Genomic DNA, 25,504 nt, shown 5'->3' with positions numbered 1-25,504 from the left:
GGCCCGACCGAAACCGTGGTCACCCCACTGATCTGGAAGGCCAAGGCCGGCGATCCGTGCGACGCGGCCTATGCGCCAATCGGCAATATCGTCGGTAACCGCAGCGCCTACGTGGCCGATGCCAACCTCAACCTGTTGCCGGTGGGCGTGGCGGGCGAGCTTTACCTGGGTGGCCTCGGTGTGGCCCGGGGTTACCTGGATCGGCCGGGCCTGACGGCCGAGCGTTTTATCCCCGACCCTTACAGCACCAGCGGGGCGCGGCTGTACCGCAGCGGCGACCTGACCCGCTACCGCACCGACGGTCTGGTGGAATATGTGGGCCGTGTCGACCATCAGGTGAAGGTACGGGGCTTCCGTATCGAACTGGGTGAAATCGAGGCACGTCTGCTGGAACAGGAGCCGGTACTGGAAGTGGCGGTGATCGCCCAGCCCGGGCCAAGCGGCCAGCAGTTGGTGGGTTATATCGTGCCGGTGGACGCCGAGGTGGCGTTGAGCAACGAGCGTCAGGCGCAGTTACGCGAGAGCATCAAGGCCCGCCTGCGGGAAAACCTGCCGGACTACATGGTGCCCACCTACCTGCTGTTCCTCGAAGCGCTGCCGCTGACGCCGAACGGCAAGCTGGATCGCAAGTCGCTGCCGAAGGTCGATGCGCAGCTGATGCAGCAGACCTACGTGGCGCCGCAGAACGCGCTGGAGCAACAGATCGCGGCGATCTGGGCCGATGTGCTGAAGCTGGAACAGGTGGGCGTCACCGACAACTTCTTCGAGCTGGGCGGCGACTCGATCATCTCGATCCAGGTGGTCAGCCGCGCCCGTCAGGCCGGTATCCGCTTTACCCCGAAAGACCTGTTCCAGCACCAGACGGTGCAGGGGCTGGCCACGGTGGCGGAGCAGGGCGAGGGCGGCTTGCAGATCGACCAGGGTCCGGTGCGCGGCCAGATGGCGCTGCTGCCGATCCAGCAATGGTTCTTCGACACCCCGGTGCCGGAGCGTCAGCACTGGAACCAGTCGGTGCTGCTCAAGCCGCTGAAAGCCCTGGGTGCCAAGGCGCTGGAGCATGCCTTGCACGCCTTGCTCGAACACCACGACGGCCTGCGCCTGAATTTTGTCGAAGCGGGCGCAGCCTGGAGCGCGACTTATGCGCCGTCGGCGCCGGTGACTTCGGCACCGTTGGCCGCGATGCAAGCCGATGCGCTGCTGTGGCTGGTGGACGACGCCACTGAAGATTCGCTGCAAGCCCTGTGCGATACAGCGCAACGCAGCCTCAATCTGCAACAGGGGCCTTTGCTGCGCGCCGTGCTCTGCACCTTGCAGGACGGCAGCCAGCGTCTGCTGCTGGCGATCCATCACCTGGTGGTGGACGGCGTGTCCTGGCGGGTGCTGCTGGAAGACCTGCATCGGGCCCTGGTGCAGCAAGCGGCCGGGCAAGCCATCCGGCTGCCGGCCAAGACCAGCTCGACCCAGGCCTGGGCCGGGCAGTTGCAAGCCTATGCCAGCAGCACGGCGCTGCAGCAGGAGCTGGGTTACTGGCAGGCGCAGTTGCAGGGCGTCGAGTCGGGCCTGCCCTGCGACCGGGTAACGGACCGGGTGGCGATCAAGGATGCCCTGAGCGTCAGCACCGAGCTGGATCAGGCCTACACCCAGCGCCTGCTGCAGGATGCCCCGGCGGCCTACCGCACCCAGATCAACGACCTGTTGCTGACGGCATTGGCGCGGGTCATCACCCGCTGGACCGGCGAGGCCAACGCCCTGGTGCAACTGGAAGGCCATGGCCGCGAAGAGCTGTTCGACAGCATCGACTTGAGCCGCACTGTGGGTTGGTTCACCAGCGTGTTCCCGGTCAAGCTGACACCGCAGGCGGCCCTGGCCGACTCGATCAAGCAGATCAAGGAACAACTGCGCGCGGTGCCGAACAAAGGCATCGGCTTCGGCGCCCTGCGTTACCTGGGGGATGCCAATGCCCAGGCAACCCTCGCGGCCCTGGCGGTGCCGCGCATCACCTTCAACTACCTGGGCCAGTTCGACGCCAGCTTCGACGAGCCGGATGCCTGGTTTGCCCCAAGCGCCGAAGCCAAGGGCCAAGACCAGAGTGCCGAGGCGCCGCTGGGCAACTGGCTGAGCATCAATGGCCAGGTCTATGGCGGTCAGTTGAAGTTGGGCTGGAGCTTCAGCCAGACAATGTTCGAGCGCTCGACCATCCAGCGCCTGGCGGATGAGTACGCCGAGGAGCTCAGGGCGCTGATCGAGCATTGCAGCCAGCCCGAGCACCGTGGCGTGACGCCGTCGGACTTCCCGCTGGCGGGCCTGAGCCAGCAGCAACTGGATCGCCTGCCGCTGTCCCTGGCCCAGGTCGAGGACCTCTACCCGCTGTCGCCGATGCAGCAGGGCATGCTGTTCCACACCCTGTACGAGCAGCAGGGCGGCGATTACATCAACCAGTTGCGGGTGGATGTGGACGGGCTCGATCCCGAGCGCTTCCAGCAGGCTTGGCAAGAGGCCATCGACCGTCACGATATCCTGCGCAGCGGTTTCCTCTGGCAGGGCGAGTTGCCGGCGCCGATCCAGGTGGTGCACAAGCGCATCGCCCTGGATTGTGTCGAGCATGACTGGCGTGCCGTGGCATCGGCGGCCGAGGACCTGGACGCCCTGGCCGAGCAGGAGCGCCAGCGCGGTTTCGACCTGGCGGCGGTGCCGTTGCTGCGCCTGACCCTGGTACGGATCGACGACCAGCGTTATCACCTGATCTACACCAACCATCACATCCTCATGGACGGCTGGAGCAACTCGCGGCTGTTGGGCGAAGTGCTGCAACGTTACTCGGGGCAATCGGCGGGGGCGGCGCCAGGCCGCTATCGCGACTACATCGCCTGGTTGCAGCGCCAGGATGCCCAGGTCGGCGAGGCCTTCTGGAAAGAGCAACTGGCGGCTCTGGACGAGCCGACCCGCCTGGCCCAGGCCATCGGCCGCAGCGGGCAGAGCACCCTGGACAAAGGCCATGGGGCTTACCAGCAGCAGTTGGACGAGCAGCAGACCCGGCGCTTGAGCGAGTTCGCCCGCCAGCAGAAGGTCACGGTCAACACCCTGGTGCAAGCCGCCTGGCTGTTGTTGCTGCAACGCTACACCGGGCAGGACACGGTGGTGTTCGGCGCCACGGTGTCCGGGCGTCCCGCGGAACTCAAAGGCGTGGAGCAGCAGATCGGCCTGTTTATCAACACCCTGCCGGTGGTGGCCTCGCCGCGTCCGGACATGGCCGCCAGCGCCTGGCTGCAGCTGGTGCAGGAACGCAACCTGGCCCTGCGCGATTTCGAGCACACGCCGTTGTATGACGTGCAGCGCTGGGCCGGCCTGGGGGGCGAAGCCCTGTTCGACAACATCCTGGTGTTCGAGAACTACCCGGTGTCCGAAGCCCTGGCCCAAGGCGCTCCGGCGCAGTTGAGCTTCGGCGTGGCGGCCAACCACGAGCAGACCAACTACCCGTTGACCCTGTCGGTCTACCTGGGGCAGACCCTGGCCTTCGACTACAGCTATGCCCGCGAGCATTTTGCCCAGGCGGACATCCAGCAACTGGCCGGCTACCTGGAGCAACTGCTCATGGGCATGCTGGCGAGCCCGCAGGGCAGCATCGGCGAGCTGTCGTTGCTTGGCGCCACCGAGCGTCGGCTGATCGACGAGCAGCGCGGCCGGACCCCGGCGCGGGACCTGGCGCCGCAGTCTGTCCATCAGTTGATCGAGGCCCAGGCCCAGCGCACCCCGGATGCCGTGGCACTGCTGTGTGATGGCCAGCAACTGAGCTACGGCCAGTTCAACCAGCGGGCCAACCAACTGGCCCACAAGCTGATCGAGCAGGGCATCGGTCCGGATGTCCGGGTCGGTATCGCCGTGGAGCGCGGGCTGGACATGATTGTCGGCCTGCTGGCGGTGCTCAAGGCCGGTGGCGCCTACGTGCCGCTGGACCCGGAATACCCCCAGGACCGCCTGCACTACATGATGCAGGACAGCGGCATCCAGCTCTTGCTGACCCAGGCGCCACTGCTTGAACGCTTGAAGGACGGCGTAGCGGTGCCGTACCTGTGCCTGGACCTGCATGAGCACAGCCTGCGCGGCTACCCCCTGGACAATCCGCGCTCGCGGGCCCAGGCCGGCAACCTGGCGTACGTGATGTACACCTCCGGTTCCACCGGGCGGCCCAAGGGCGTGGATATCAGCCACGCTGCCTTGAGCCGGCACGCCCAGGTTTCCCGGGATTATTTCAAGATGACTGCCGAGGACCGCGGGCTGCAGTTCTCCACCTTCAACTTCGACGCCTTCGTCGAGCAGCTGTACCCGGCGCTGATCTGCGGCGCCTCGGTGGTGATCCGTGGCAAGGACCTGTGGGACAGCGAGACCTTCTACCGTGAGCTGATCGGGCAGGGCATCAGCATCGTCGACTTGAGCACCGCCTACTGGTTCATGCTCGGCAAGGATTACGCCAGCCGCGAACCCCGGGACTTCGGGCGCCTGCGCCAGCTCAACCTGGGCGGCGAAGCCATGGCGGCGGAAGGCGTGGCCGCCTGGAAAAAGGCCGGGTTGAAGGACGTTTGCCTGCTCAATACCTACGGGCCCACCGAGGCCACGGTGAGTGTCACCGCCCATGACTGCAGCCGCTACCTGCGGGACGAGGCACCCCTGCCGAGCCAGATTCCCCTGGGCAAGGGCCTGCCGGGCCGTTCCATCTACCTGCTGGACAACAGCGGCAACCTGACCCTCAAGGGCGCCACCGGCGAGCTGATGATCGGCGGCGAGCTGCTGGCCCGGGGTTACCACGATCGTCCAGGTCTCACGGCGGAGCGTTTCATCCCCGACCCGTTCAGCCAGGACGGCGGGCGCCTGTATCGCTCCGGTGACCTGGCGCGCTACGACGCCGAGGGCGTGATCGATTACGCCGGGCGTATCGACCATCAGGTGAAGATCCGCGGTTTCCGGATCGAGATGGGCGAGATCGAAGCGCGCCTGCTGGAACTGCCCCAGGTGCGCGAAGCCGTGGTGCTGGCCCAGGAGGGGGCGGGTGGTCCGCAGTTGGTGGCCTATCTGGTCGCCGCCGAGGGCGTGTTGGCGCAGCGCTCGGAACAAAACAGCCAGGACGACCAGGCCCGGTTGCGCGACGAGTTGAAAGCGGCGCTCAAGGCCGTGCTGCCGGACTACATGCTGCCGGCGCACCTGCTGTTCCTGGAAACGCTGCCGCTGAGCCCCAACGGCAAGCTGGACCGCAAGGCCCTGCCCAAGGCCGACGCCAGCCTGCTGCAGCAGGCCTATGTCGCGCCGCAGAGCGAGCTGGAACAACAGGTCGCGGCGATCTGGGCCGAGGTGCTCGAAGTCGAGCGAGTGGGCATGAACGATAACTTCTTTGAATCAGGTGGGCATTCCTTGTTGGTAACCGCGATGGTCTCTCGAGTCCAGCTCAAGCTTGGGCGTCAAGTCAGTGTGCAGATGGCGTTCGAATTTCCAACCCTGGGGCTGTTCGTCAGCCAGTTGCAGCAGGCCCCGGGCCAGGCGCAGGGCGCCGACCTGAGTGCGCTGGCGCTGTTGCTCGACGAAATGGAGGCTGTGTAATGGATAACGCCACCGCGCTGAAGATTGTCAAAGGCTTCATCCTGCTGCCGCTGGAGAAGCGCAAGGTCTACCTGCAGAAGATGCTGGAGCAGGGCATTTCCCCGGCCAACCTGCCGATTCCGCAGGTGCGCCTGGGCCAGGCGCGCCTGCCGCTTTCCTATGCCCAGCAACGCCAGTGGTTTCTCTGGCAACTGGCGCCGGACAGCACCGCCTATCACATCCCCAAGGCCCTGCGCCTGCGTGGTCGGCTGGACGTGGAGGCCTTGCAGCGCAGCTTCGACACACTGATTGCCCGCCATGAAAGCCTGCGCACGCATTTCGTCGAGGACGCCGACGCGGCGGTGCAAATGGTGCTGCCCGAGGTGCGCCTGGAAATCGCCCGCCAGTCGTTGCCGGCCATGGCCGATGAACGCGAGATCGACACCGCGGTGCAGGGCTTCGTGCAGGCCCAGACCCGGCAGTTGTTCGATCTGCTGCAAGGGCCTTTGCTCAGGGTCGGCCTGTTGCGGGTGGCCGAGGACGACCATGTGCTGGTCCTGACCCAGCACCATATCGTTTCCGATGGCTGGTCGATGCAGGTCATGGTGGATGAGCTGATGAGCCTCTACATCGGCTACAGCCAGGGGCAACAGCCCCAGCTGCCGCCGCTGCCGATCCACTACGCCGACTACGCCATCTGGCAGCGCAACTGGATGGAAGCCGGTGAGAAGGAGCGGCAACTGGCCTACTGGACGGTGCAGTTGGGGGGCGAGCAGCCCCTGCTGGAGCTGCCGCTGGATCGTCCGCGCCCGGCCGTCCAGAGCCATCGCGGCGCGCGCCTGGAGCTGATCCTGGAGCAGCCGTTGAGTGAAGCCCTGGGCAGCCTGGCCCAGCGTGATGGGGTGACCCTGTTCATGCTGTTGCTGGCCTCGTTCCAGGTTCTGCTGCACCGCTACAGCGGCCAGGCCGATATCCGCGTCGGTGTGCCCATCGCCAACCGCAACCGGGTCGAGACCGAGCGCCTGATTGGCTTCTTCGTCAATACCCAGGTGCTCAAGGCCGAGATCGACGGGCAGATGTCCGTAAGCCAGCTGTTGCAGCAGGTGCGGCAAACCGCCCTGGCGGCCCAGGCGCACCAGGACCTGCCTTTCGAGCAATTGGTGGAGGCGCTGCAACCGGAGCGCAGCCTGAGCCACAACCCGCTGTTCCAGGTGATGTTCAACCATCAGGTCGAGGCCGCGGCTCCAGCCGGCGCCCTCAACCTGCCGGGCCTGAGCATTGCAGCCCTGGACTCGGCGGGGCAGTCGGCGCAGTTCGACCTGACCCTGGACACCGTCGAGACCCAGGGCCGGATCGCCGCCGCGCTGATCTATGCGACCGACGTATTCGATGCCGCGACCATCGAGCAGATGGCCGGCCACTGGCGCCAGTTGCTGCAGGGCATGGTCCGCCAGCCCGAGCAGCGCATTGGCCTGTTGCCGATGCTCGACGCCGGGGAGCAGGCGCGGATCGTGGCCCAGTGGAATCCGCCGCCGCAGGCATTCCACTCGACGGCCTGCGTGCACCAGCTGATCGAGGCGCAGGCGGCGCAGGCGCCCGAGGCCATCGCCCTGACGTTCCAGGGGCAGCACCTGGACTACCGGCAGCTCAATGAACGGGCCAACCGCCTGGCGCACAAACTCATCGAGCAGGGCGTGGGGCCCAATGTGCTGGTGGGGCTGGCGGCGGAGCGTGGCCTGGAGATGCTGATCGGCCTGCTGGCGATCCTCAAGGCCGGTGGTGCCTATGTGCCGCTGGACCCGGCCTATCCCCAGGACCGTCTGCAACACATGATGCAGGACAGCGGCATCAGGCTGCTGCTGACCCAGGCGTCTCTGCGGCAGGGGCTGCCGGCATTTGCCGGCAGCACCCTGTTGCTCGAGCAGCCGCTTGAGGACTACGGGGTGCACAACCCCGAGGTCGGGGTGACCCCGCAGGACCTGGCCTATGTGATCTATACCTCCGGCTCTACCGGCAAGCCCAAGGGCACCTTGCAGCCCCATCACAACGTGCTGCGGCTGTTCGCGGCGAGCGCCGACTGGTTCCGCTTCGGCCCGCGGGATGTCTGGAGCCTGTTCCATTCCTATGCCTTCGACTTCTCCGTATGGGAGATCTTTGGCGCCCTGATGCATGGCGGGCGCCTGTTGATCGTGCCCCAGGAGGTGGCGCGTTCGGCCCAGGACTTCTACCCGCTGCTCTGCGCCGAAGGGGTCACGGTGCTCAACCAGACGCCGTCGGCCTTCCGCCAGTTGATGCACGTGGCCTGCGCCACCGGGCAGGGGCATGCGCTGCGCTACATCGTGTTCGGCGGCGAGGCCCTGGAGGTCAATACCCTGCAACCCTGGTTCCAGCGTTTCGGCGACCGCCAGCCGCAGCTGGTGAACATGTACGGCATCACCGAAACCACGGTGCACGTGACCTACCGCCCGCTGTCCCAGGCGGACGTGACGCTGGTGGGGGCCAGCCCGATCGGCGAGCTGATCCCCGACATGTCCTGGTACCTGCTGGACGGCAATCTGCAACCGGTGCCCAAGGGCTGCATCGGTGAGCTGTATGTCGGGCGCGCGGGGCTGGCCTGGGGCTACCTGAACCGCGGCGACCTGAGCGCCGCGCGGTTTGTCCCGGACCCCTTCGGTGAACCTGGCGCGCGCCTGTACCGTACCGGCGACCTGGCGCGTTACCAGGCCGATGGTTCGATCGGCTACATCGGCCGCATTGACCATCAGGTGAAGATCCGCGGTTTCCGTATCGAACTGGGCGAGATCGAAGCACGCCTGCTGGAGCTGCCGGCGGTGCGCGAGGCGGTGGTCCTGGCCCAGGAAGGGCCGGACGGTCCGCAACTGGTGGCCTATGTGGTGCCCACCGGCCTGGACTGGCACAGCCAGGACCCGGTTGCCGAGCAACTGCCACTGCGCGACGGCATCAAGGCCGGGCTGCGCGAGCACCTGCCGGGCTACATGGTTCCGGCCCATGTGCTGTTCCTCCAGGCGCTGCCCCTGACCGCCAACGGCAAGCTCAATCGCGCTGCCTTGCCGGCCATTGACGGCAGCCTGTTACAGCAGGTCCATGTGGCCCCGCGCAGCGAGCGCGAACAGCAAGTGGCCGGGATCTGGGCCCAGGTGCTGAAACTGGAAAAGGTCGGCTTGAGCGATAACTTCTTCGAGCTCGGTGGCCATTCGCTGCTGGCCACTCAGGTGATGTCCCGCATCCGTCAGGAGCTGGGCATCGAGGCACCGCTCAAGCTGTTGTTCGAAGGCGAGTCGCTGGAAGATTTCGTCCGCCTGCTGGGGCCGGAAACTGCCCAGCCCCTCCAGCCGATTCCCCTGGTGGATCGCCAGCAGCCCCTGGCGGTCTCCTATGCCCAGGAACGCCAGTGGTTCCTCTGGCAACTGGATGCCGACAGCAGCGCCTACCACATCCCCATGGCCTTGCGCCTGCGCGGTGCCCTGGATGACGCGGCGTTGCAGAGCAGCTTCGATGCCCTGATCGCTCGCCATGAAACCCTGCGCACGCGCTTTGTCGAGGGCCCCCAGGGCCTGACTCAGGTGATCGAGGCCCAGGCCCGCTTGCGGATCGAGCGACAGGACCTGTCGCTGCTGGTGCAAGCCGGCAACGCCGAGCAATTGATCCAGCAGGTGCTCGAGGCCCAGGTACGTCAGGCCTTCGACCTGCGCCAGGGGCCTTTGCTGCGGGCCACCCTGGTACGTCTGGCGGCGGACGAGCATGTGCTGGTGCTGGTGCAGCACCATATCGTCTCCGATGGCTGGTCGATGCAACTGATGGTCGAGGAGCTGATCCAGCTGTATGGCGCCCATGCCCAGGGGCAGCCGGCACAGCTGCCGGCGCTGGCGCTGCAGTACGCGGACTACGCGGCCTGGCAACGGCAATGGATGGACGCCGGCGAGCGTGAACGTCAATTGGGCTACTGGCTGCGGCAACTGGAAGGCGGCACCCAGGTGCTGGACCTGCCGCTGGACCATCCTCGCCCCTTGCAGCAAAGCCACCGCGGCGCGCGCCTGGGCATCAGCCTGGACGGCACGTTGCCGGGCGCCTTGAAACAACTGGCGCAGCGCGAAGGGGTGACCCTGTTCATGCTGTTGCTGGCCTCGTTCCAGGTGCTGCTGCACCGCTACAGCGGCCAAGCGGATATCCGCGTTGGTGTGCCCACCGCCAACCGCAACCGGGTCGAGACCGAGCGCCTGATCGGCTTCTTCGTCAATACCCAGGTGCTCAAGGCCGAGGTCGACGGGCAATCGAGCTTCAGCGACTTCCTTGGTCAGGTCAAAGGCCGTGCCCTGGAAGCCCAGGAGCACCAGGACCTGCCTTTCGAGCAATTGGTGGAGGCCCTGAACCCGGAACGCAGCCTGAGCTACAGCCCGCTGTTCCAGGTGCTGTTCAACCACCAGGCCGCCGCCCGTCAGGGCGCCCGGGGCCTGGAGGTGCCCGGCTTGCAGGTGGAGATGCTCAGTGGCGAGGAGAGCAGCACCCAGTTCGACCTGAGCCTGGATACCTTCGAGTCCGACGATGGCCTCTGGGCGTCCATGACCTACGCCACCGACCTGTTCGAACCTTCGACTATCGAGCGCCTGGCCCAATCCTGGGTGCAGTTGCTGCAGGGCATTGTCCAGCAGCCGCGCCAGCGCCTGGGGGACCTGCCGCTGCTGGGCGCTGCCGAGCAGAACCAGCTGCTGCACGAGTGGACCCCGGCGTCTGTCAAGTTCCCGGGCGATCACTGTGTGCATCAGTGGGTCGAGGCCCAGGCGCGGAAAACCCCCGAGGCCGAAGCCCTGCTGTTTGCCGGGCAAAGCCTGAGCTACCGGGAACTCAATGCCCGGGCCAACCGCCTGGCGTACAAGCTGATCGAGCTGGGTGTGGGGCCCGAGGTCCGGGTCGGAGTGGCCATGCAGCGCACCCCGGAAATGGTCGTGGCCCTGTTGGCGGTGCTCAAGGCCGGCGGTGCCTATGTGCCACTGGACCCGGATTATCCACAGGACCGCCTGGCCCATATGCTGCGCGACAGCCAGGCACAGATCCTCCTGACCGAGCGCGCACTGTTGTCGCTGCTGCCGGCTGTCGAGTCCCTGCAAACCCTGCAACTGGATGCGCAACCGGGCTGGCTGGACGCTTACTCGACCGACAATCCGGCGCCGCGAGCGACCGCGGCCAACCTGGCCTATGTGATCTACACCTCGGGCTCCACGGGCTTACCCAAGGGCGTGGCGATTGCCCATCGCAACGTGCTGGCGCTGATCGACTGGTCGAATCGGGTGTACAGCGCCGACGACCTGCAAGGGGTGCTGGCCTCGACCTCGATCTGCTTCGACCTGTCGGTGTGGGAGCTGTTCGTGACCCTGGCCAGCGGTGGCTCCATCGTCCTGGCGCGCAACGCCCTGGAACTGCCGGAGCTGGCGGACCGTGACCGGGTACGGCTGATCAACACCGTGCCTTCGGCGATCGCCGCGCTGCAACGCAGCGGGCAGATTCCGCCCAGCGTGCGGATCATCAACCTGGCGGGCGAGCCGCTGAAACAGGCGCTGGTGGATAGCCTCTACCAGCAGCCTGGGCTGGTGCACGTCTACGACCTGTACGGCCCTTCGGAAGACACCACCTACTCGACCTACACCCGCCGCGAGGCCGGCGGCCAGGCCAATATCGGCCGGGCCATCAGCAATACCCAGAGCTATATCGTGAGCCCGGACCTGCAACCGGTACCGGTGGGCAGCGCTGGCGAGTTGTACCTGGCCGGCGCCGGGGTGACTCGCGGCTACCTGGCGCGCCCGGGGCTGACCGCCGAGAAGTTCGTGCCCAATCCATTCTCCAACGACGGTGGCCGCCTGTACCGCACCGGCGACCTGACCCGCTATCGTGCCGATGGGGTGATCGAGTACATCGGCCGCATCGACCATCAGGTAAAGGTCCGCGGCTTCCGTATCGAGCTGGGGGAAATCGAAGCGCGGCTGGTGCAGCAGGCGGCGGTGCGCGAAGCCTTCGTCCTGGCCCATGACGGCGATAACGGCCAGCAGCTGGTGGCCTATATCGTGCCGAGCGAAACCACCGAGGCTATCGAAGCACAGGCAGCGCTCCGGGAAAGCATCAAGGCTGCCCTGAAAGAACATCTGCCGGACTACATGGTGCCGACCTATCTGCTGTTCCTCGAAGCGTTGCCGCTGACGCCGAACGGCAAGCTCGACCGCAAGGCCCTGCCCAAGGTCGACGCGCAGTTGATGCAGCAGGTGTATGTGGCGCCGCAGAGCGAGCTGGAGCAGCAGGTCGCGGCGATCTGGGCCGATGTGCTGAAACTGGATCGGGTGGGCCTGAGCGACAACTTCTTCGAATTGGGCGGCCATTCCTTGCTGGTGGCCCAGGTCGTGACCCGGGTCAAGCAGCAGTTCGGGGTGGATATTCCCATCAAGTCGCTGTTCGGCGCGGAGAGCCTGTCGGCCTTTGTCGAGAAGGTTCAGGCCCTGCGGGAAACAACCTCTTCGCTGCAGGATGAATTGGCTAAATCTTTGGAGGCCCTCAAACGTTTATCTCCTGATGATCTTGAAAAAATAATTTCTTAGGAGAGGTAGTACATGCAAGCTTTAATCGACTCGGTAGGCACGCTTTCTGCCAAAGAAAGAAAAGCCCTGGCGATTTTGCTTAAAGAAAAGGGCATCAACCTTTTTGGTATCGCTCCTATCTGCAGCCGCGGCGCCGATGAGGCGCCGGTTCTCTCCTATACCCAGGAAAGCCAATGGTTCCTTTGGCAACTGGAGCCCGACAGCAGCGCCTACCACATCACCACGGCGTTGCGCTTGACCGGAGAACTGGACCTCGACGCGCTGCGCCATGGGTTCGACAGCCTGATTGCCCGGCATGAAACCCTGCGTACTACCTTTTGCGAAGAAGATGGCATCGCGGTGCAGGTGGTTCATCCACCGGCGCCGCTGGACATCGAGGTCATCGATCTGCAAGCCGGCGGCCTGTCTTATGAGGAACAGGTCAACGCCCTGACCGACAGCAAGCGCCAGCCTCCCTTCGACCTGCGTAACGGCCCGCTGCTGCGAGCCAGCCTGTTGCGAGTGACGGCGGACGAACATGTGCTGGTCCTGACCCAGCACCATATCGTCTCCGATGGCTGGTCGATGGGGGTGATGGTCGATGAGCTGATCCAGCTCTATGCCGGCTACTGCCAGGGACGCACGGTCAGCCTGCCGGCCCTGCCGATCCAATACGCCGACTATGCCAACTGGCAACGGCAGTGGATGGACGCTGGCGAGCGTGAGCGGCAACTGGGCTACTGGCTGCAGCAACTGGGCGGGGAGCAGCCGCTGCTGATGCTGCCCCTGGACCATTCGCGCCCGGCGATCCAGAGCTATCGCGGTGCGTTGTTCGACATCCCGCTGGGAGATGAACTGCGGGTCGGCCTCAAGCAACTGGCGCAGCGTGAAGGGGCGACCCTGTTCATGCTGTTGCTGGCCTCGTTCCAGGTGCTGCTGCACCGCTACAGCGGCCAGACGGATATCCGCGTTGGCGTGCCCACCGCCAACCGCAACCGGGTCGAGACCGAACGCCTGATCGGCTTCTTCGTCAACACCCAGGTGTTCAAGGCCGAGGTCGATGGCCAGCTGGGCTTCATTGATTTCCTGCAACAGGTCAAGCAGACCGCCTTGATGGCGCAGTCCCATCAGGACCTGCCTTTCGAACAGCTGGTGGAGGCCCTGCGCCCCGAGCGCAGCCTGAGCCACAGTCCGCTGTTCCAGGTGATGTTCAACCATCAGACCGCGGTCAAGAAGGGCGCGCAGAGCCAGCGCCTGGACGATCTTGGCATCGAGACCCTGAGCTGGCAGGGGCGCGCCGCGCAGTTCGACCTGACCCTGGACACCTTCGAGTCCGAGGATGGCCTGTGGGCTTCGCTGACCTACGCCACCGACCTGTTCGAACCCTCGACCATCGAGCGCCTGGCCCAGTCCTGGGTGCAGTTGCTGCAGGGCATTGTCCAGCAGCCGCGCCAGCGCCTGGGGGACCTGCCGCTGCTGGGCGCTGCCGAGCAGAACCAGCTGCTGCACGAGTGGGCCCCGGCCACCGGTGAATTCCCCAGCGATGGCTGTGTGCAGCAACTGGTGGAAGCGCAAGCACTAAAAACCCCTGAAGCCGAAGCCCTGCTGTTTGCCGGGCAAAGCCTTAACTATCAGACACTCAATGCCCGGGCCAACCGTCTGGCGCACAAGCTGATCGAACTTGGCGTCGGGCCGGAAGTGCGCGTCGGCGTGGCCTTGCAGCGCACCCCGGAAATGGTCGTGGCCCTGTTGGCGGTGCTCAAGGCCGGCGGTGCCTATGTGCCACTGGACCCGGATTATCCACAGGACCGCCTGGCCCATATGCTGCTCGACAGCCAGGCACAGATCCTCCTGACCGAGCGCGCACTGTTGTCGCTGCTGCCGGCTGTCGAGTCCCTGCAAACCCTGCAACTGGATGCGCAACCGGGCTGGCTGGACGCTTACTCGACCGACAATCCGGCGCCGCGAGCGACCGCGGCCAACCTGGCCTATGTGATCTACACCTCGGGCTCCACGGGCTTACCCAAGGGCGTGGCGATTGCCCATCGCAACGTGCTGGCGCTGATCGACTGGTCGAATCGGGTGTACAGCGCCGACGACCTGCAAGGGGTGCTGGCCTCGACCTCGATCTGCTTCGACCTGTCGGTGTGGGAGCTGTTCGTGACCCTGGCCAGCGGTGGCTCCATCGTCCTGGCGCGCAACGCCCTGGAACTGCCGGAGCTGGCCGATCGTGACCGGGTACGGCTGATCAACACCGTGCCGTCGGCGATTGCCGCGCTGCAGCGCAGCGGGCAGATTCCGCCCAGCGTGCGGATCATCAACCTGGCGGGCGAGCCGCTGAAACAGGCGCTGGTGGATAGCCTCTACCAGCAGCCGGGTCTGGTGCACGTCTACGACCTGTACGGCCCTTCGGAAGACACCACCTACTCGACCTACACCCGGCGCGAGGCCGGCGGCCAAGCCAATATCGGCCGGGCCATCAGCAATACCCAGAGCTATATCGTGAGCCCTGATTTGCAGCCGGTACCGGTGGGCAGCGCCGGCGAACTCTATCTGGCCGGCGCCGGGGTGACCCGTGGTTACCTGGCGCGCCCCGGGCTGACCGCCGAGAAGTTCGTGCCCAATCCGTTCTCCAGCGACGGTGGCCGCCTGTACCGCACTGGCGACCTGACCCGCTATCGCGCCGATGGGGTGATCGAGTACATCGGCCGCATCGACCATCAGGTGAAGGTCCGTGGTTTCCGTATCGAGCTGGGTGAGATCGAAGCGCGGCTGGTGCAGCAAGCGGCGGTGCGCGAAGCCTTCGTCCTGGCCCATGACGGTGAAAACGGCCAGCAACTGGTGGCCTATATCGTGCCGAGCGAAACCACCGAGGCCGTCGAGGCCCAGGCCGCGCTCCGGGAAAACATCAAGGCTGCCCTGAAAGAACATCTGCCGGACTACATGGTGCCGACCTATCTGCTGTTCCTCGAAGCGTTGCCGCTGACGCCGAACGGCAAGCTCGACCGCAAGGCCCTGCCCAAGGTCGACGCGCAGCAGCTGCAACAGGTCTATGTGGCACCGCAAAGCCAGCTGGAGCAACGGATCGCGGCGATCTGGGCTGATGTGTTGAAGCTGGAACAGGTGGGGGGCACCGATAACTTCTTCGAGCTGGGCGGCGACTCGATCATCTCGATCCAGGTGGTCAGCCGCGCGCGCCAGGCTGGTATTCGCTTCACCCCGCGGGACCTGTTCCAGTACCAGACGGTACAAGGTCTGGCGGCGGTGGCCGAGCAGGGCGAGGGCGGGGTGCAGATCGACCAGGGCCCGGTACGCGGCAGCACGGCGCTGTTGCCGGTGCAGCAGTGGTTCTTCGAGGCGCCCATGAGCGAGCGCCATCACTGGAACCAGTCGGTACTGCTCAAGCCGGCCCAGCCGTTGCGCGCCGAGGTGGTGGAAAACGCCTTGCAGGCGCTGTGGGTGCAGCATGACGCCCTGCGCTTGCAGTTCAGCCAGGAGGCTAATGGCTGGTCGGCGCGTTTTGCCGATGCCGGCCAGCGGCCGGAGCTGCTCTGGCAGATCGCGGTGGATAGCGCCCAGGCCATGGAGCAGTCGGCGATCGAGGCACAGCGCAGCCTGAAGCTGCAGGACGGACCGCTGCTGCGGGCCGTGCTGTTCAGCCTGGCGGACGGCAGCCAGCGCCTGTTGCTGGTGATCCATCACCTGGTGGTGGACGGGGTGTCCTGGCGGATCCTGCTGGAGGATCTGCAACTGGCCCACGCGCAACTGAGCGCCGATCAATCCCTGGCATTGCCGGCCAAGACCAGCTCGACCCAGGCCTGGGCCGAGCAGATGCAGGCCTATGCCCAAGGCGCGGCGCTGCAACAGGAACTCAAGTACTGGCAGGCCCAGTTGCAAGGCGTCGAGTCGAGCCTGCCGCTGGATCGCCCCGTGACCGCGTTGCAGAACCAGCACGCCAGCAGCCTGAGTTCGCGCCTGGACAAGGCCCATACCCAGCGCCTGTTGCAGGACGCCCCGGCGGCCTACCGCACGCAGATCAACGACCTGCTGCTCACGGCCCTGGCCCGGGTCATCACCCGCTGGACCGGCGAGGCCAACGCCCTGGTGCAACTGGAAGGCCACGGTCGCGAAGAGCTGTTCGATGACCTGGACCTGACCCGCACCGTGGGTTGGTTCACCAGCATGTTCCCGGTCAAGCTCACGCCGCAGGCGGCCCTGGCCGACTCGATCAAGCAGATCAAGGAACAGCTGCGCGCCGTGCCGAACAAGGGCATCGGCTTTGGCGCCCTGCGTTACCTGGGGGACGAGGCGGCCCGGCAGGCCCTGGCGGCCCTGGCCGTACCGCGCATCACCTTCAACTACCTGGGGCAGTTCGACGGCAGCTTCGACGAGCAGGATTCCCTGTTCAAGCCGACCGGTGAAGCCAAGGGCGAAGACCAGAGCCCGCTGGCCCCGCTGAGCAACTGGCTGAGCCTGGATGGCCAGGTCTATGGCGGCGAGCTGAGCCTGAGCTGGACCTTCAGCACGCAGATGTTCGACGCCGCGACCATCCAGCGCCTGGCGGACGACTATGCCGAGGAACTCAAGGCCCTGGTGGCGCATTGCTGCGAGCCGGGCCAGGGCGGCGCGACGCCCTCGGACTTCCCGCTGGCCGGCCTGGACCAGCAGCAGCTGGACCGCTTGCCGGTGGCGCTGGCCCAGGTCGAAGACCTCTACCCGCTGTCGCCGATGCAGCAGGGCATGCTGTTCCACACCCTGTACGAACAGGCCGCGGGCGACTACATCAACCAACTGCGGGTGGACGTGGACGGGCTCGATCCGCGGCGCTTCCAGCAGGCCTGGCAGGCGGCCATCGATCGGCACGACATCCTGCGCACCGGCTTTATCTGGCAGGGCGAGGTGTCGGCACCGCTGCAGGTGGTGCACAAGCACATCGCCCTGGAGTGCAGCGAGCACGACTGGCGTGGCCAGCCACAGCCGCAGGAAGCCCTGGACACCCTGGCCGCCGCCGAGCGCCAGCGTGGCTTCGAGCTGGATGCGGTGCCTTTGCTGCGCCTGACCCTGGTGCGTATCGACGACCAGCGTCATCACCTGATCTACACCAACCATCACATCCTGATGGACGGCTGGAGCAACTCGCAGTTGCTCGGCGAAGTGCTGCAGCGTTATGCCGGCCAGGCGCCGAACCATGCGCCCGGTCGCTACCGGGATTACATCGGTTGGCTGCAACGCCAGGATGCCCAGGCCTGTGAAAGCTTCTGGAAAGAACAACTGCAGACGCTGGATGAACCGACCCGTCTGACCCAGGCCCTGTCCCGGGTCGCGGACATTCCGGCCGGCACCGGTCACGGCCAGCACCATCGCGAGCTGGACCTGGCGCAGACGGCGCGCCTTGGCGAATTTGCCCGCCAGCAGAAGGTCACCATCAATACCCTGGTGCAAGCGGCGTGGCTGCTATTGCTGCAACGTTGCACCGGCCAGGAAAGCGTGGTGTTCGGCGCCACGGTGGCGGGGCGTCCGGCGGAGCTTAAAGGCATAGAGCAGCAGGTGGGCCTGTTCATCAACACCTTGCCGGTGGTGGCCACGCCACGTCCGGACATGACCGTGAGCCAATGGCTGCAGGCGGTGCAGAGCCGCAACCTGGCGCTGCGCGACTATGAATACACGCCGCTGTACGAAGTGCAGCGTTGGGCCGGGCTGGGTGGCGATGCGCTGTTCGACAACATCCTGGTGTTCGAGAACTACCCGGTGTCCGAGGCCCTGGAAAAAGGCGCGCCGGCACAACTGCAGTTCGGCACGGTGGGCAACCATGAGCAGACCAACTACCCGCTGACGGTCGCGGTCAATCTGGGCGAGAGCCTGTCGTTCGAATTCATCTACGCCCGCGAGTCGTTCTCCGAGGCTTCGATGGTGCAGTTGGGCGGGCACTTGCAGAGCCTGTTGCTGAGCCTGATGGCGCATCCGCGGACGGGCCTGGGCGAGTTGCCATTGTTGACCCTGGAAGAACAGCGCGGCATCCGCCAGGACTGGGATCACACTGATGTGGTCTATCCGACCAACCGCTTTGTCCACCAACTGTTCGCCGACCAGGCGGCCAGGGCGCCGGAGGCGCCGGCGGTGTTGTTCGCCGAGCAGCGCCTGAGCTATCGCGAGCTGGACATTCAGGCCAACCAGCTGGCGCACAAGCTGATCGAACTGGGGGTCGGCCCGGAAGTGCGGGTGGCCATCGCCATGCCGCGTTGCGCGGAAATCATGGTGGCCTTCCTGGCGGTGCTCAAGGCCGGTGGGGTCTATGTGCCGCTGGATATCGAGTACCCCCAGGACCGCCTGCGCTACATGATGCAGGACAGCGGCGCGTGGCTGCTGTTGACCCAGAGCCATCTGCTGGATCGCCTGCCAATCCCGGACGGTTTGCCGACCCTCAGCGTCGAAGGCGCGGCCGATTTTGCCGGCTACCCCACCAGTGCACCCCAAGTGGATCTGGCCGAAGAAAACCTGGCCTACGTGATCTACACCTCCGGCTCCACCGGCTTGCCCAAGGGCGTGGCGGTGTCCCATGGCCCGCTGGCCATGCACAGCCTGGCTACCGGCGAACGCTATGAAATGAGCCCGGCGGATTGCGAGCTGCATTTCATGTCCTTCGCTTTCGACGGCTCTCACGAAGGCTGGATGCATCCGCTGATCTACGGTGCCAGCGTGCTGATCCGTGATGACAGCCTGTGGTCGCCGGAATTCACCTACGAACAGATGCACCGTTATGGCGTCACCGTGGGCGTGTTCCCACCGGTGTACCTGCAACAACTGGCGGTGCACGCCGAACGCGACGGCAACCCGCCGGCGGTGCGGGTCTACTGCTTCGGCGGCGACGCAGTGCCCCAGGCCAGCTACGACCTGGCCTGGCGGGTGCTGCGGCCCAAGTACATTTTCAACGGTTATGGCCCGACCGAAACCGTGGTCACCCCACTGATCTGGAAGGCCAAGGCCGGCGATCCGTGCGACGCGGCCTATGCGCCGATCGGCAATATCGTTGGCAATCGCAGCGCCTACGTGGCCGATGCCAACCTCAACCTGTTGCCGGTTGGCGTGGCGGGCGAGCTGTATCTGGGGGGCCTGGGCGTGGCCCGGGGTTACCTGGATCGGCCAGGGCTGACAGCGGAACGCTTTATTCCCGACCCTTACAGCACCAGCGGGGCGCGGCTGTACCGCAGCGGCGACCTGACCCGCTACCGCACCGACGGTCTGGTGGAATATGTCGGCCGTGTCGACCATCAGGTGAAGGTACGGGGCTTCCGTATCGAACTGGGTGAAATCGAGGCACGTCTGCTGGAACAGGAGCCGGTACTGGAAGTGGCGGTGATCGCCCAGCCCGGGCCGAGCGGCCAGCAACTGGTGGGCTATATCGTGCCGGTGGACGCCGAGGTGGCGTTGAGCAACGAACGTCAGGCGCAACTGCGGGAAAGCATCAAGGTCCGGCTGCGGGAAAACCTGCCGGACTACATGGTGCCCACCTACCTGCTGTTCCTCGAAGCGCTGCCGCTGACACCGAACGGCAAGCTGGACCGCAAGTCGCTGCCGAAAGTCGATGCGCAACTGATGCAGCAGACCTACGTGGCGCCGCAAAACGACCTGGAGCAACAGATCGCGGCGATCTGGGCCGATGTGCTGAAGCTGGAACAGGTGGGCGTCACCGACAACTTCTTCGAGCTGGGCGGCGACTCGATCATCTCGATCCAGGTGGTCAGCCGCGCCCGTCAGGCCGGTATCCGTTTCACCCCGAAAGACCTGTTCCAGCACCAGACGGTGCAGGGGCTGGCCACGGTGGCGGAGCAGGGCGAGGGCGGCTTGCAGATCGACCAGGGTCCGGTGCGGGGCAGCACGGCGCTGCTGCCGATCCAGCAATGGTTCTTCGACACCCCGGTGCCGGAGCGTCAGCACTGGAACCAGTCGGTGCTGCTCAAGCCGGCCCAGCCTGTGCAAGCGGCTGCCCTGGAGACGGCCTTGCAGGCGCTGACGGTGCAGCACGACGCCTTGCGCCTGCGGTTTGTCGAGGGTGAGGGGGGCTGGAGCGCAGCCTTCGCCGAGTTCGACGAGCAGACGCAACTGCTGTGGCAGACCAGTGTGGCCAACGATCAGGAGTTGCAGCAATTCAGTGAGCGCGCCCAGCGCAGCCTGAACCTGCAGGACGGCCCGCTGCTGCGTGCCGTGCTCTTTACCCTGGCTGACCAGAGCCAGCGCTTGCTGCTGATCTTCCATCACCTGGTGGTGGACGGCGTGTCCTGGCGGATCCTCCTGGAAGACCTGCAGGCGTTGCTGGGCAACCGGCCGCTGCCGGCCAAGTCCAGTTCGACCCAGGCCTGGGCCGGGCAGTTGCAGGCTTATGCCAGCAGCGCGGCCCTGCAACAGGAGCTGGGTTACTGGCAGGCACAGTTGCAAGGCGTTGACTCGAGCCTGCCCTGGGATCACGCCAGCGACGGGCTGCAGAACCAGCACGCGCGCAGTGTCGATACCCGGCTGAACAAGCGCGATACCCAGCGCCTGCTGCAGGATGCCCCGGCGGCCTATCGCACCCAGATCAACGACCTGCTGCTGACCGCGCTGGCGCGGGTCATCACTCGCTGGACCGGTAGCGACAGCGCCCTGGTGCAACTGGAAGGCCATGGCCGCGAAGAGCTGTTCGACAACATCGACCTGAGCCGCACCGTGGGTTGGTTCACCAGCGTGTTCCCGGTCAAGCTGACACCGCAGGCGACCCTGGCCGGCTCGATCAAGCAGATCAAGGAGCAACTGCGCGCCGTGCCGAACAAGGGCATCGGCTTCGGCGCCCTGCGTTACCTGGGGGGCGAGGCTGCCCAGCAGACCCTGGCGGCGCTGGCGGTACCGCGCATCACCTTCAACTACCTGGGCCAGTTCGATGCCAGTTTCGCTGAAGAGCAGGCGCTGTTCACGCCGGCCCGTGAAGCCAAGGGTGAGGACCAGAGCCCGCAGGCACCCCTGGGCAACTGGCTGACCCTCAATGGCCAGGTCTATGGCGGCGAGCTGAGCCTGGGCTGGAGCTTCAGCCAGGCGATGTTCGAGCCGGTGACCATCCAGCGCCTGGCGGATGACTATGCCGAGGAGCTCAGGGCGCTGATCGAGCATTGCAGCCAGCCCGAGCACCGTGGCGTGACGCCGTCGGACTTCCCGCTGGCGGGCCTGAGCCAGCAGCAACTGGATCGCTTGCCCGTGCCGGTGGCGCAGATCGAGGACCTCTACCCGCTGTCGCCGATGCAGCAGGGCATGCTGTTCCATACCCTGTACGAGCAGCAGGGCGGCGACTACATCAACCAGCTGCGGGTCGACGTGGACGGGCTCGACCCGCGGCGCTTCCAGCAGGCCTGGCAGGACGCCATCGATCGCCACGACATTTTGCGCAGCGGCTTTATCTGGCAAGGCGAGCTATCGACGCCGGTTCAAGTCGTGCACAAGCAGATCGTGCTGGACTGTGTCGAGCATGACTGGCGGGGCCAGCCTCAACAGCAAGAGGCCCTGGATACTCTGGCCGATGCCGAGCGTCAGCGCGGTTTCGAGCTGAGCGCTGCGCCGTTGCTGCGCCTGACCCTGGTGCGCACTGGCGAACACCGTCATCACCTGATCTACACCAACCACCACATCCTGATGGATGGCTGGAGCAACTCGCAGCTGCTCGGCGAGGTGTTGCAACGTTATGCCGGTCAGTTGCCGGGCCATGTGCCCGGTCGCTACCGCGATTACATCGCTTGGTTGCAGCGTCAGGACGCCCAGGCCGGCGAGCGTTTCTGGAAAGAGCAACTGGTGGCCCTGGACGAGCCGACCCGCCTGGCCCAGTCCATGGTGGCGGCTACGCAGGGGTTGAGCGCCAGCGGCCATGCCACCCATCTGCACAGCCTGGATGCGCAGCAGACCCGACGCCTGGGCGAGTTCGCCCGCCAGCAGAAGGTCACGGTCAACACCCTGGTGCAAGCCGCCTGGCTGCTGTTGCTGCAACGCTGCACCGGGCAGGACACGGTGGCGTTTGGCGCCACGGTGTCCGGGCGTCCCGCGGAACTCAAAGGCGTGGAGCAGCAGATCGGTCTGTTTATCAACACCTTGCCCGTGGTGGCCACGCCACGTCCGGACATGACGGCGCGCGACTGGCTGCAAGCGGTGCAACGCCACAACCTGGCCTTGCGTGACTACGAACATACGCCGCTGTATGAAGTGCAGCGCTGGGCCGGCCTGGGGGGCGAAGCCCTGTTCGACAACATCCTGGTGTTCGAGAACTACCCTGTCTCGCAAGCCCTGGAGCAGGGCGCGCCTGGACAATTGCGCTTCGGTAGCGTGGGCAACTTTGAGCAGACCAACTACCCGCTGACCTTGCTGGTGGGCGTGGGTGAAAGCCTGTCCCTGGAGTTCAAATACGCCCTGGCGTCGTTCTCCCCGGCAGCCATGACCCGGTTGGGCGAGTACCTGGAAAACCTGCTGCTGGGCATCATGCTCGACGCGCAGCAGTCCCTGGGCGAGTTGCCGTTGCTGGGGGCCGCCGAGCAGTCGCGGATTCTCCATGAATGGAATCCGCCGGCCAGCCAATTCCCGAGCGAGCGCTGTGTGCATGAGCTGATCCAGGCTCAAGCGGTTAAAACCCCGGATGCCCAGGCACTGATCTTCGGTGAGCAACGCGTCAGCTATCAGGCATTGAATGCTCGGGCCAACCGCCTGGCGCACAAGCTGATCGAACTCGGCGTCGGGCCTGAGGTGCGCGTCGGCGTGGCCTTGCAACGCTCGACGCAAATGGTCGTGGCCTTGCTGGCGGTGTTGAAGGCCGGCGCTGCCTACGTGCCGCTGGACCCGGATTATCCGCAGGATCGCCTGGCCCATATGCTGCACGACAGCCAGGCGCAGATTCTGCTGACCGAGAGCGCATTGTTGGAGGTCCTGCCGACCCTTGAGTCCGTGCAAACCCTGCAACTGGATGCCGACGCTGACTGGCTCGATGGGTACTCCGCGGAGAATCCACAGGCGGTGGCGACCCCGGATAACCTGGCCTATGTGATCTACACCTCGGGTTCGACCGGCCTGCCCAAGGGCGTGGCCATCGCTCACCGCAACGTGCTGGCGCTGATCGACTGGTCGCTGCAGGTCTACAGCCCGGCGGATCTGCAAGGGGTCTTGGCTTCGACCTCGATCTGTTTCGACCTGTCGGTGTGGGAGCTGTTCGTTACCCTGTCCGCTGGCGGTTATATCGTCCTGGCCCGTAATGCCCTGGAATTGCCTGAGCTGCCGGCGCGCGACCAGGTGCGCCTGATCAATAGCGTGCCGTCGGCGATTGCCGCTTTGCAGCGTGGCGGGCAGATCCCGGATGGCGTACGCATCATCAACCTGGCCGGCGAACCGCTGAAGCAGAGCCTGGTCGACAAGCTTTATCAGAACCCGGGGTTGCAGCATGTCTATGACCTGTATGGGCCGTCGGAAGACACCACTTACTCGACCTATACCCGTCGGGAAAAAGGCGGTCGGGCCAATATCGGCCGGGCGATCAGCAACACCCAGGGCTACATCCTCGGCGCGGACCTGCAAGCGGTGCCGGCGGGTAGCGCGGCAGAACTCTACCTGGCCGGTGCCGGGGTCACCCGGGGTTACCTGGCCCGCCCGGCGCTGACCGCCGAGAAGTACGTGCCCAATCCGTTCGCCACGGACGGCGGTCGCCTGTATCGCACGGGCGATCTGACGCGTTATCGCGACGATGGGGTGATCGAGTACATCGGGCGTATCGACCATCAGGTCAAGGTGCGCGGTTTCCGCATCGAGCTGGGCGAGATCGAAGCGCGACTGGTGCAACAGGAGGCGGTACGCGAAGCCTTTGTCCTGGCGCAGGATGGCGAAGGTGGCCAGCAACTGGTGGCGTACATCGTGCCGGCCGATGCCGAGGTAGCGCTCGATGTGGCGCGCCAGGCCAACCTGCGTGAGGCCATCAAGGCGCGGCTCAAGGACAACCTGCCGGACTACATGGTGCCGGCTTATCTGTTGTTCCTTGAGGCCTTGCCACTGACGCCGAACGGCAAGCTGGACCGCAAGGCCCTGCCCAAAGCCGATGCCAGCCAGGTGCAACAGGCCTATGTCGCGCCGCAAACCGAGCTGGAGCAACAACTCGCGGCGATCTGGGCCGATGTACTGAAACTGGACCGGGTCGGCCTGACCGACAACTTCTTCGAGCTGGGCGGCCATTCGCTGGATGCCTTGCGACTGGTCAGTGAGATCAGGCAGGCCTTGGGGCTGGAGTTGAGCCTCAACACCGTCTTCACCTCGCCCGATGTGCAGCAAATGGCCCGGTTCGCGACCACGCGCCAGGCGTCCAAGGCTGACAACATCATCGCGCTGGGCGGAACCGGGCAGCCGGTTTTCTGCTTCCACCCGGCGGGCGGGACCGTCTATTGCTACCTCTCGCTGGCGGCGCGGCTCAAGGACCGTTATGCGGTCTACGGGGTGCTGAACGAGGCCTATCTGCAGGAGGACTGGAGCGAAACCTCATGGCAGGCGATGGTGCAGCGTTATGTCGGCAATATCAGGAAGGTCCAGCCGCACGGCCCTTATCGTTTGCTGGGTTGGTCCCTGGGCGGCTCCATCGCCATGGACGCCGCCAGCGAACTGGAGGCCATGGGCGAAGAGGTCAGCTTCCTCGGACTGTTCGACCCAACCCCGCCCGAGGATGCCGCGCATCAGCAGGTCGAGCTGCAGGTACCTGCCGCAACATTGGCCGCCGAGTCCGAATGGCGGGCCGTGATCGACCAGCTGAGCCTGCTCTATCCGGCACAGGCCGGGCTGATTGGCAGTCGTTTGAGAGACGAGGCGCAACTGTCCTGGGACAGCATCTTTGCCTGGATGGTCGCCCATACTGACCTGCCGCGCGCGGAGCTGGACCGGGCGGTGACGCTGTTCAAGGCCGAGTTCGACAGTGCGCTGGTGAACACGGTGTTCAACGACCTGCGTCGTCTGTTTGCTGGCTATAGCTACCAGCCGCTGCGGGTCAGCCCGCATCTGTGGTGGTCCGCGGACTACAGCGAGGCCCGGGTCATGCGGCTGGAGGAGGCCATCAGTGCCCTGGCGGGAGGTCAGCGTCCAGGCAGTTCGTTCAGGGTCGAGTCTTGCCATGAAGACATGATCGGGTCGCCTGCCTTGCTCGACAGCCTCAGGGAGCGCTTTCTGGCTCAGCGTTAAGTGCCACGCCAAAGGCCCGGATCAGTGATGATCCGGGCCTTTTTCATTGCGCTCTGCTGAGTTTGCGGCCGCCCCGCGGGTGCCGATGACTTCCGGCACCTGGGGTGGGCTCGGCGATAGGCGCACAGGCATTCGGCGGCCGCTGC

Annotated in this window: 3 protein-coding genes; all 3 read left to right on the top strand. The window is 65.6% G+C overall.

What is annotated here, in order from left to right; all coding sequences use genetic code 11:
• A partial coding sequence (locus AC07PQ_RS05275) for an amino acid adenylation domain-containing protein (protein ID WP_495072382.1) occupies positions 1-5,589 on the top strand: 5,589 nt, incomplete at its 5' end.
• Positions 5,589-12,170, top strand: a complete 6,582-nt coding sequence (locus AC07PQ_RS05270; RefSeq protein WP_493184297.1) for an amino acid adenylation domain-containing protein — start codon at positions 5,589-5,591, stop codon at positions 12,168-12,170. The genes AC07PQ_RS05275 and AC07PQ_RS05270, both read left to right, overlap by 1 nt.
• A 12-nt stretch (positions 12,171-12,182) precedes the next feature.
• Positions 12,183-25,358: a non-ribosomal peptide synthetase gene (locus AC07PQ_RS05265; protein WP_493184298.1), complete on the top strand. Its 13,176-nt coding sequence runs from the start codon at positions 12,183-12,185 to the stop codon at positions 25,356-25,358.
• Positions 25,359-25,504: the final 146 nt, after the last annotated feature.

The organism is Pseudomonas sp. GW821-FHT09E12 (assembly GCF_059416085.1).
Note: the sequence above shows the minus strand (reverse complement) of the source record. Positions and strands in the feature narration are given on the sequence as shown.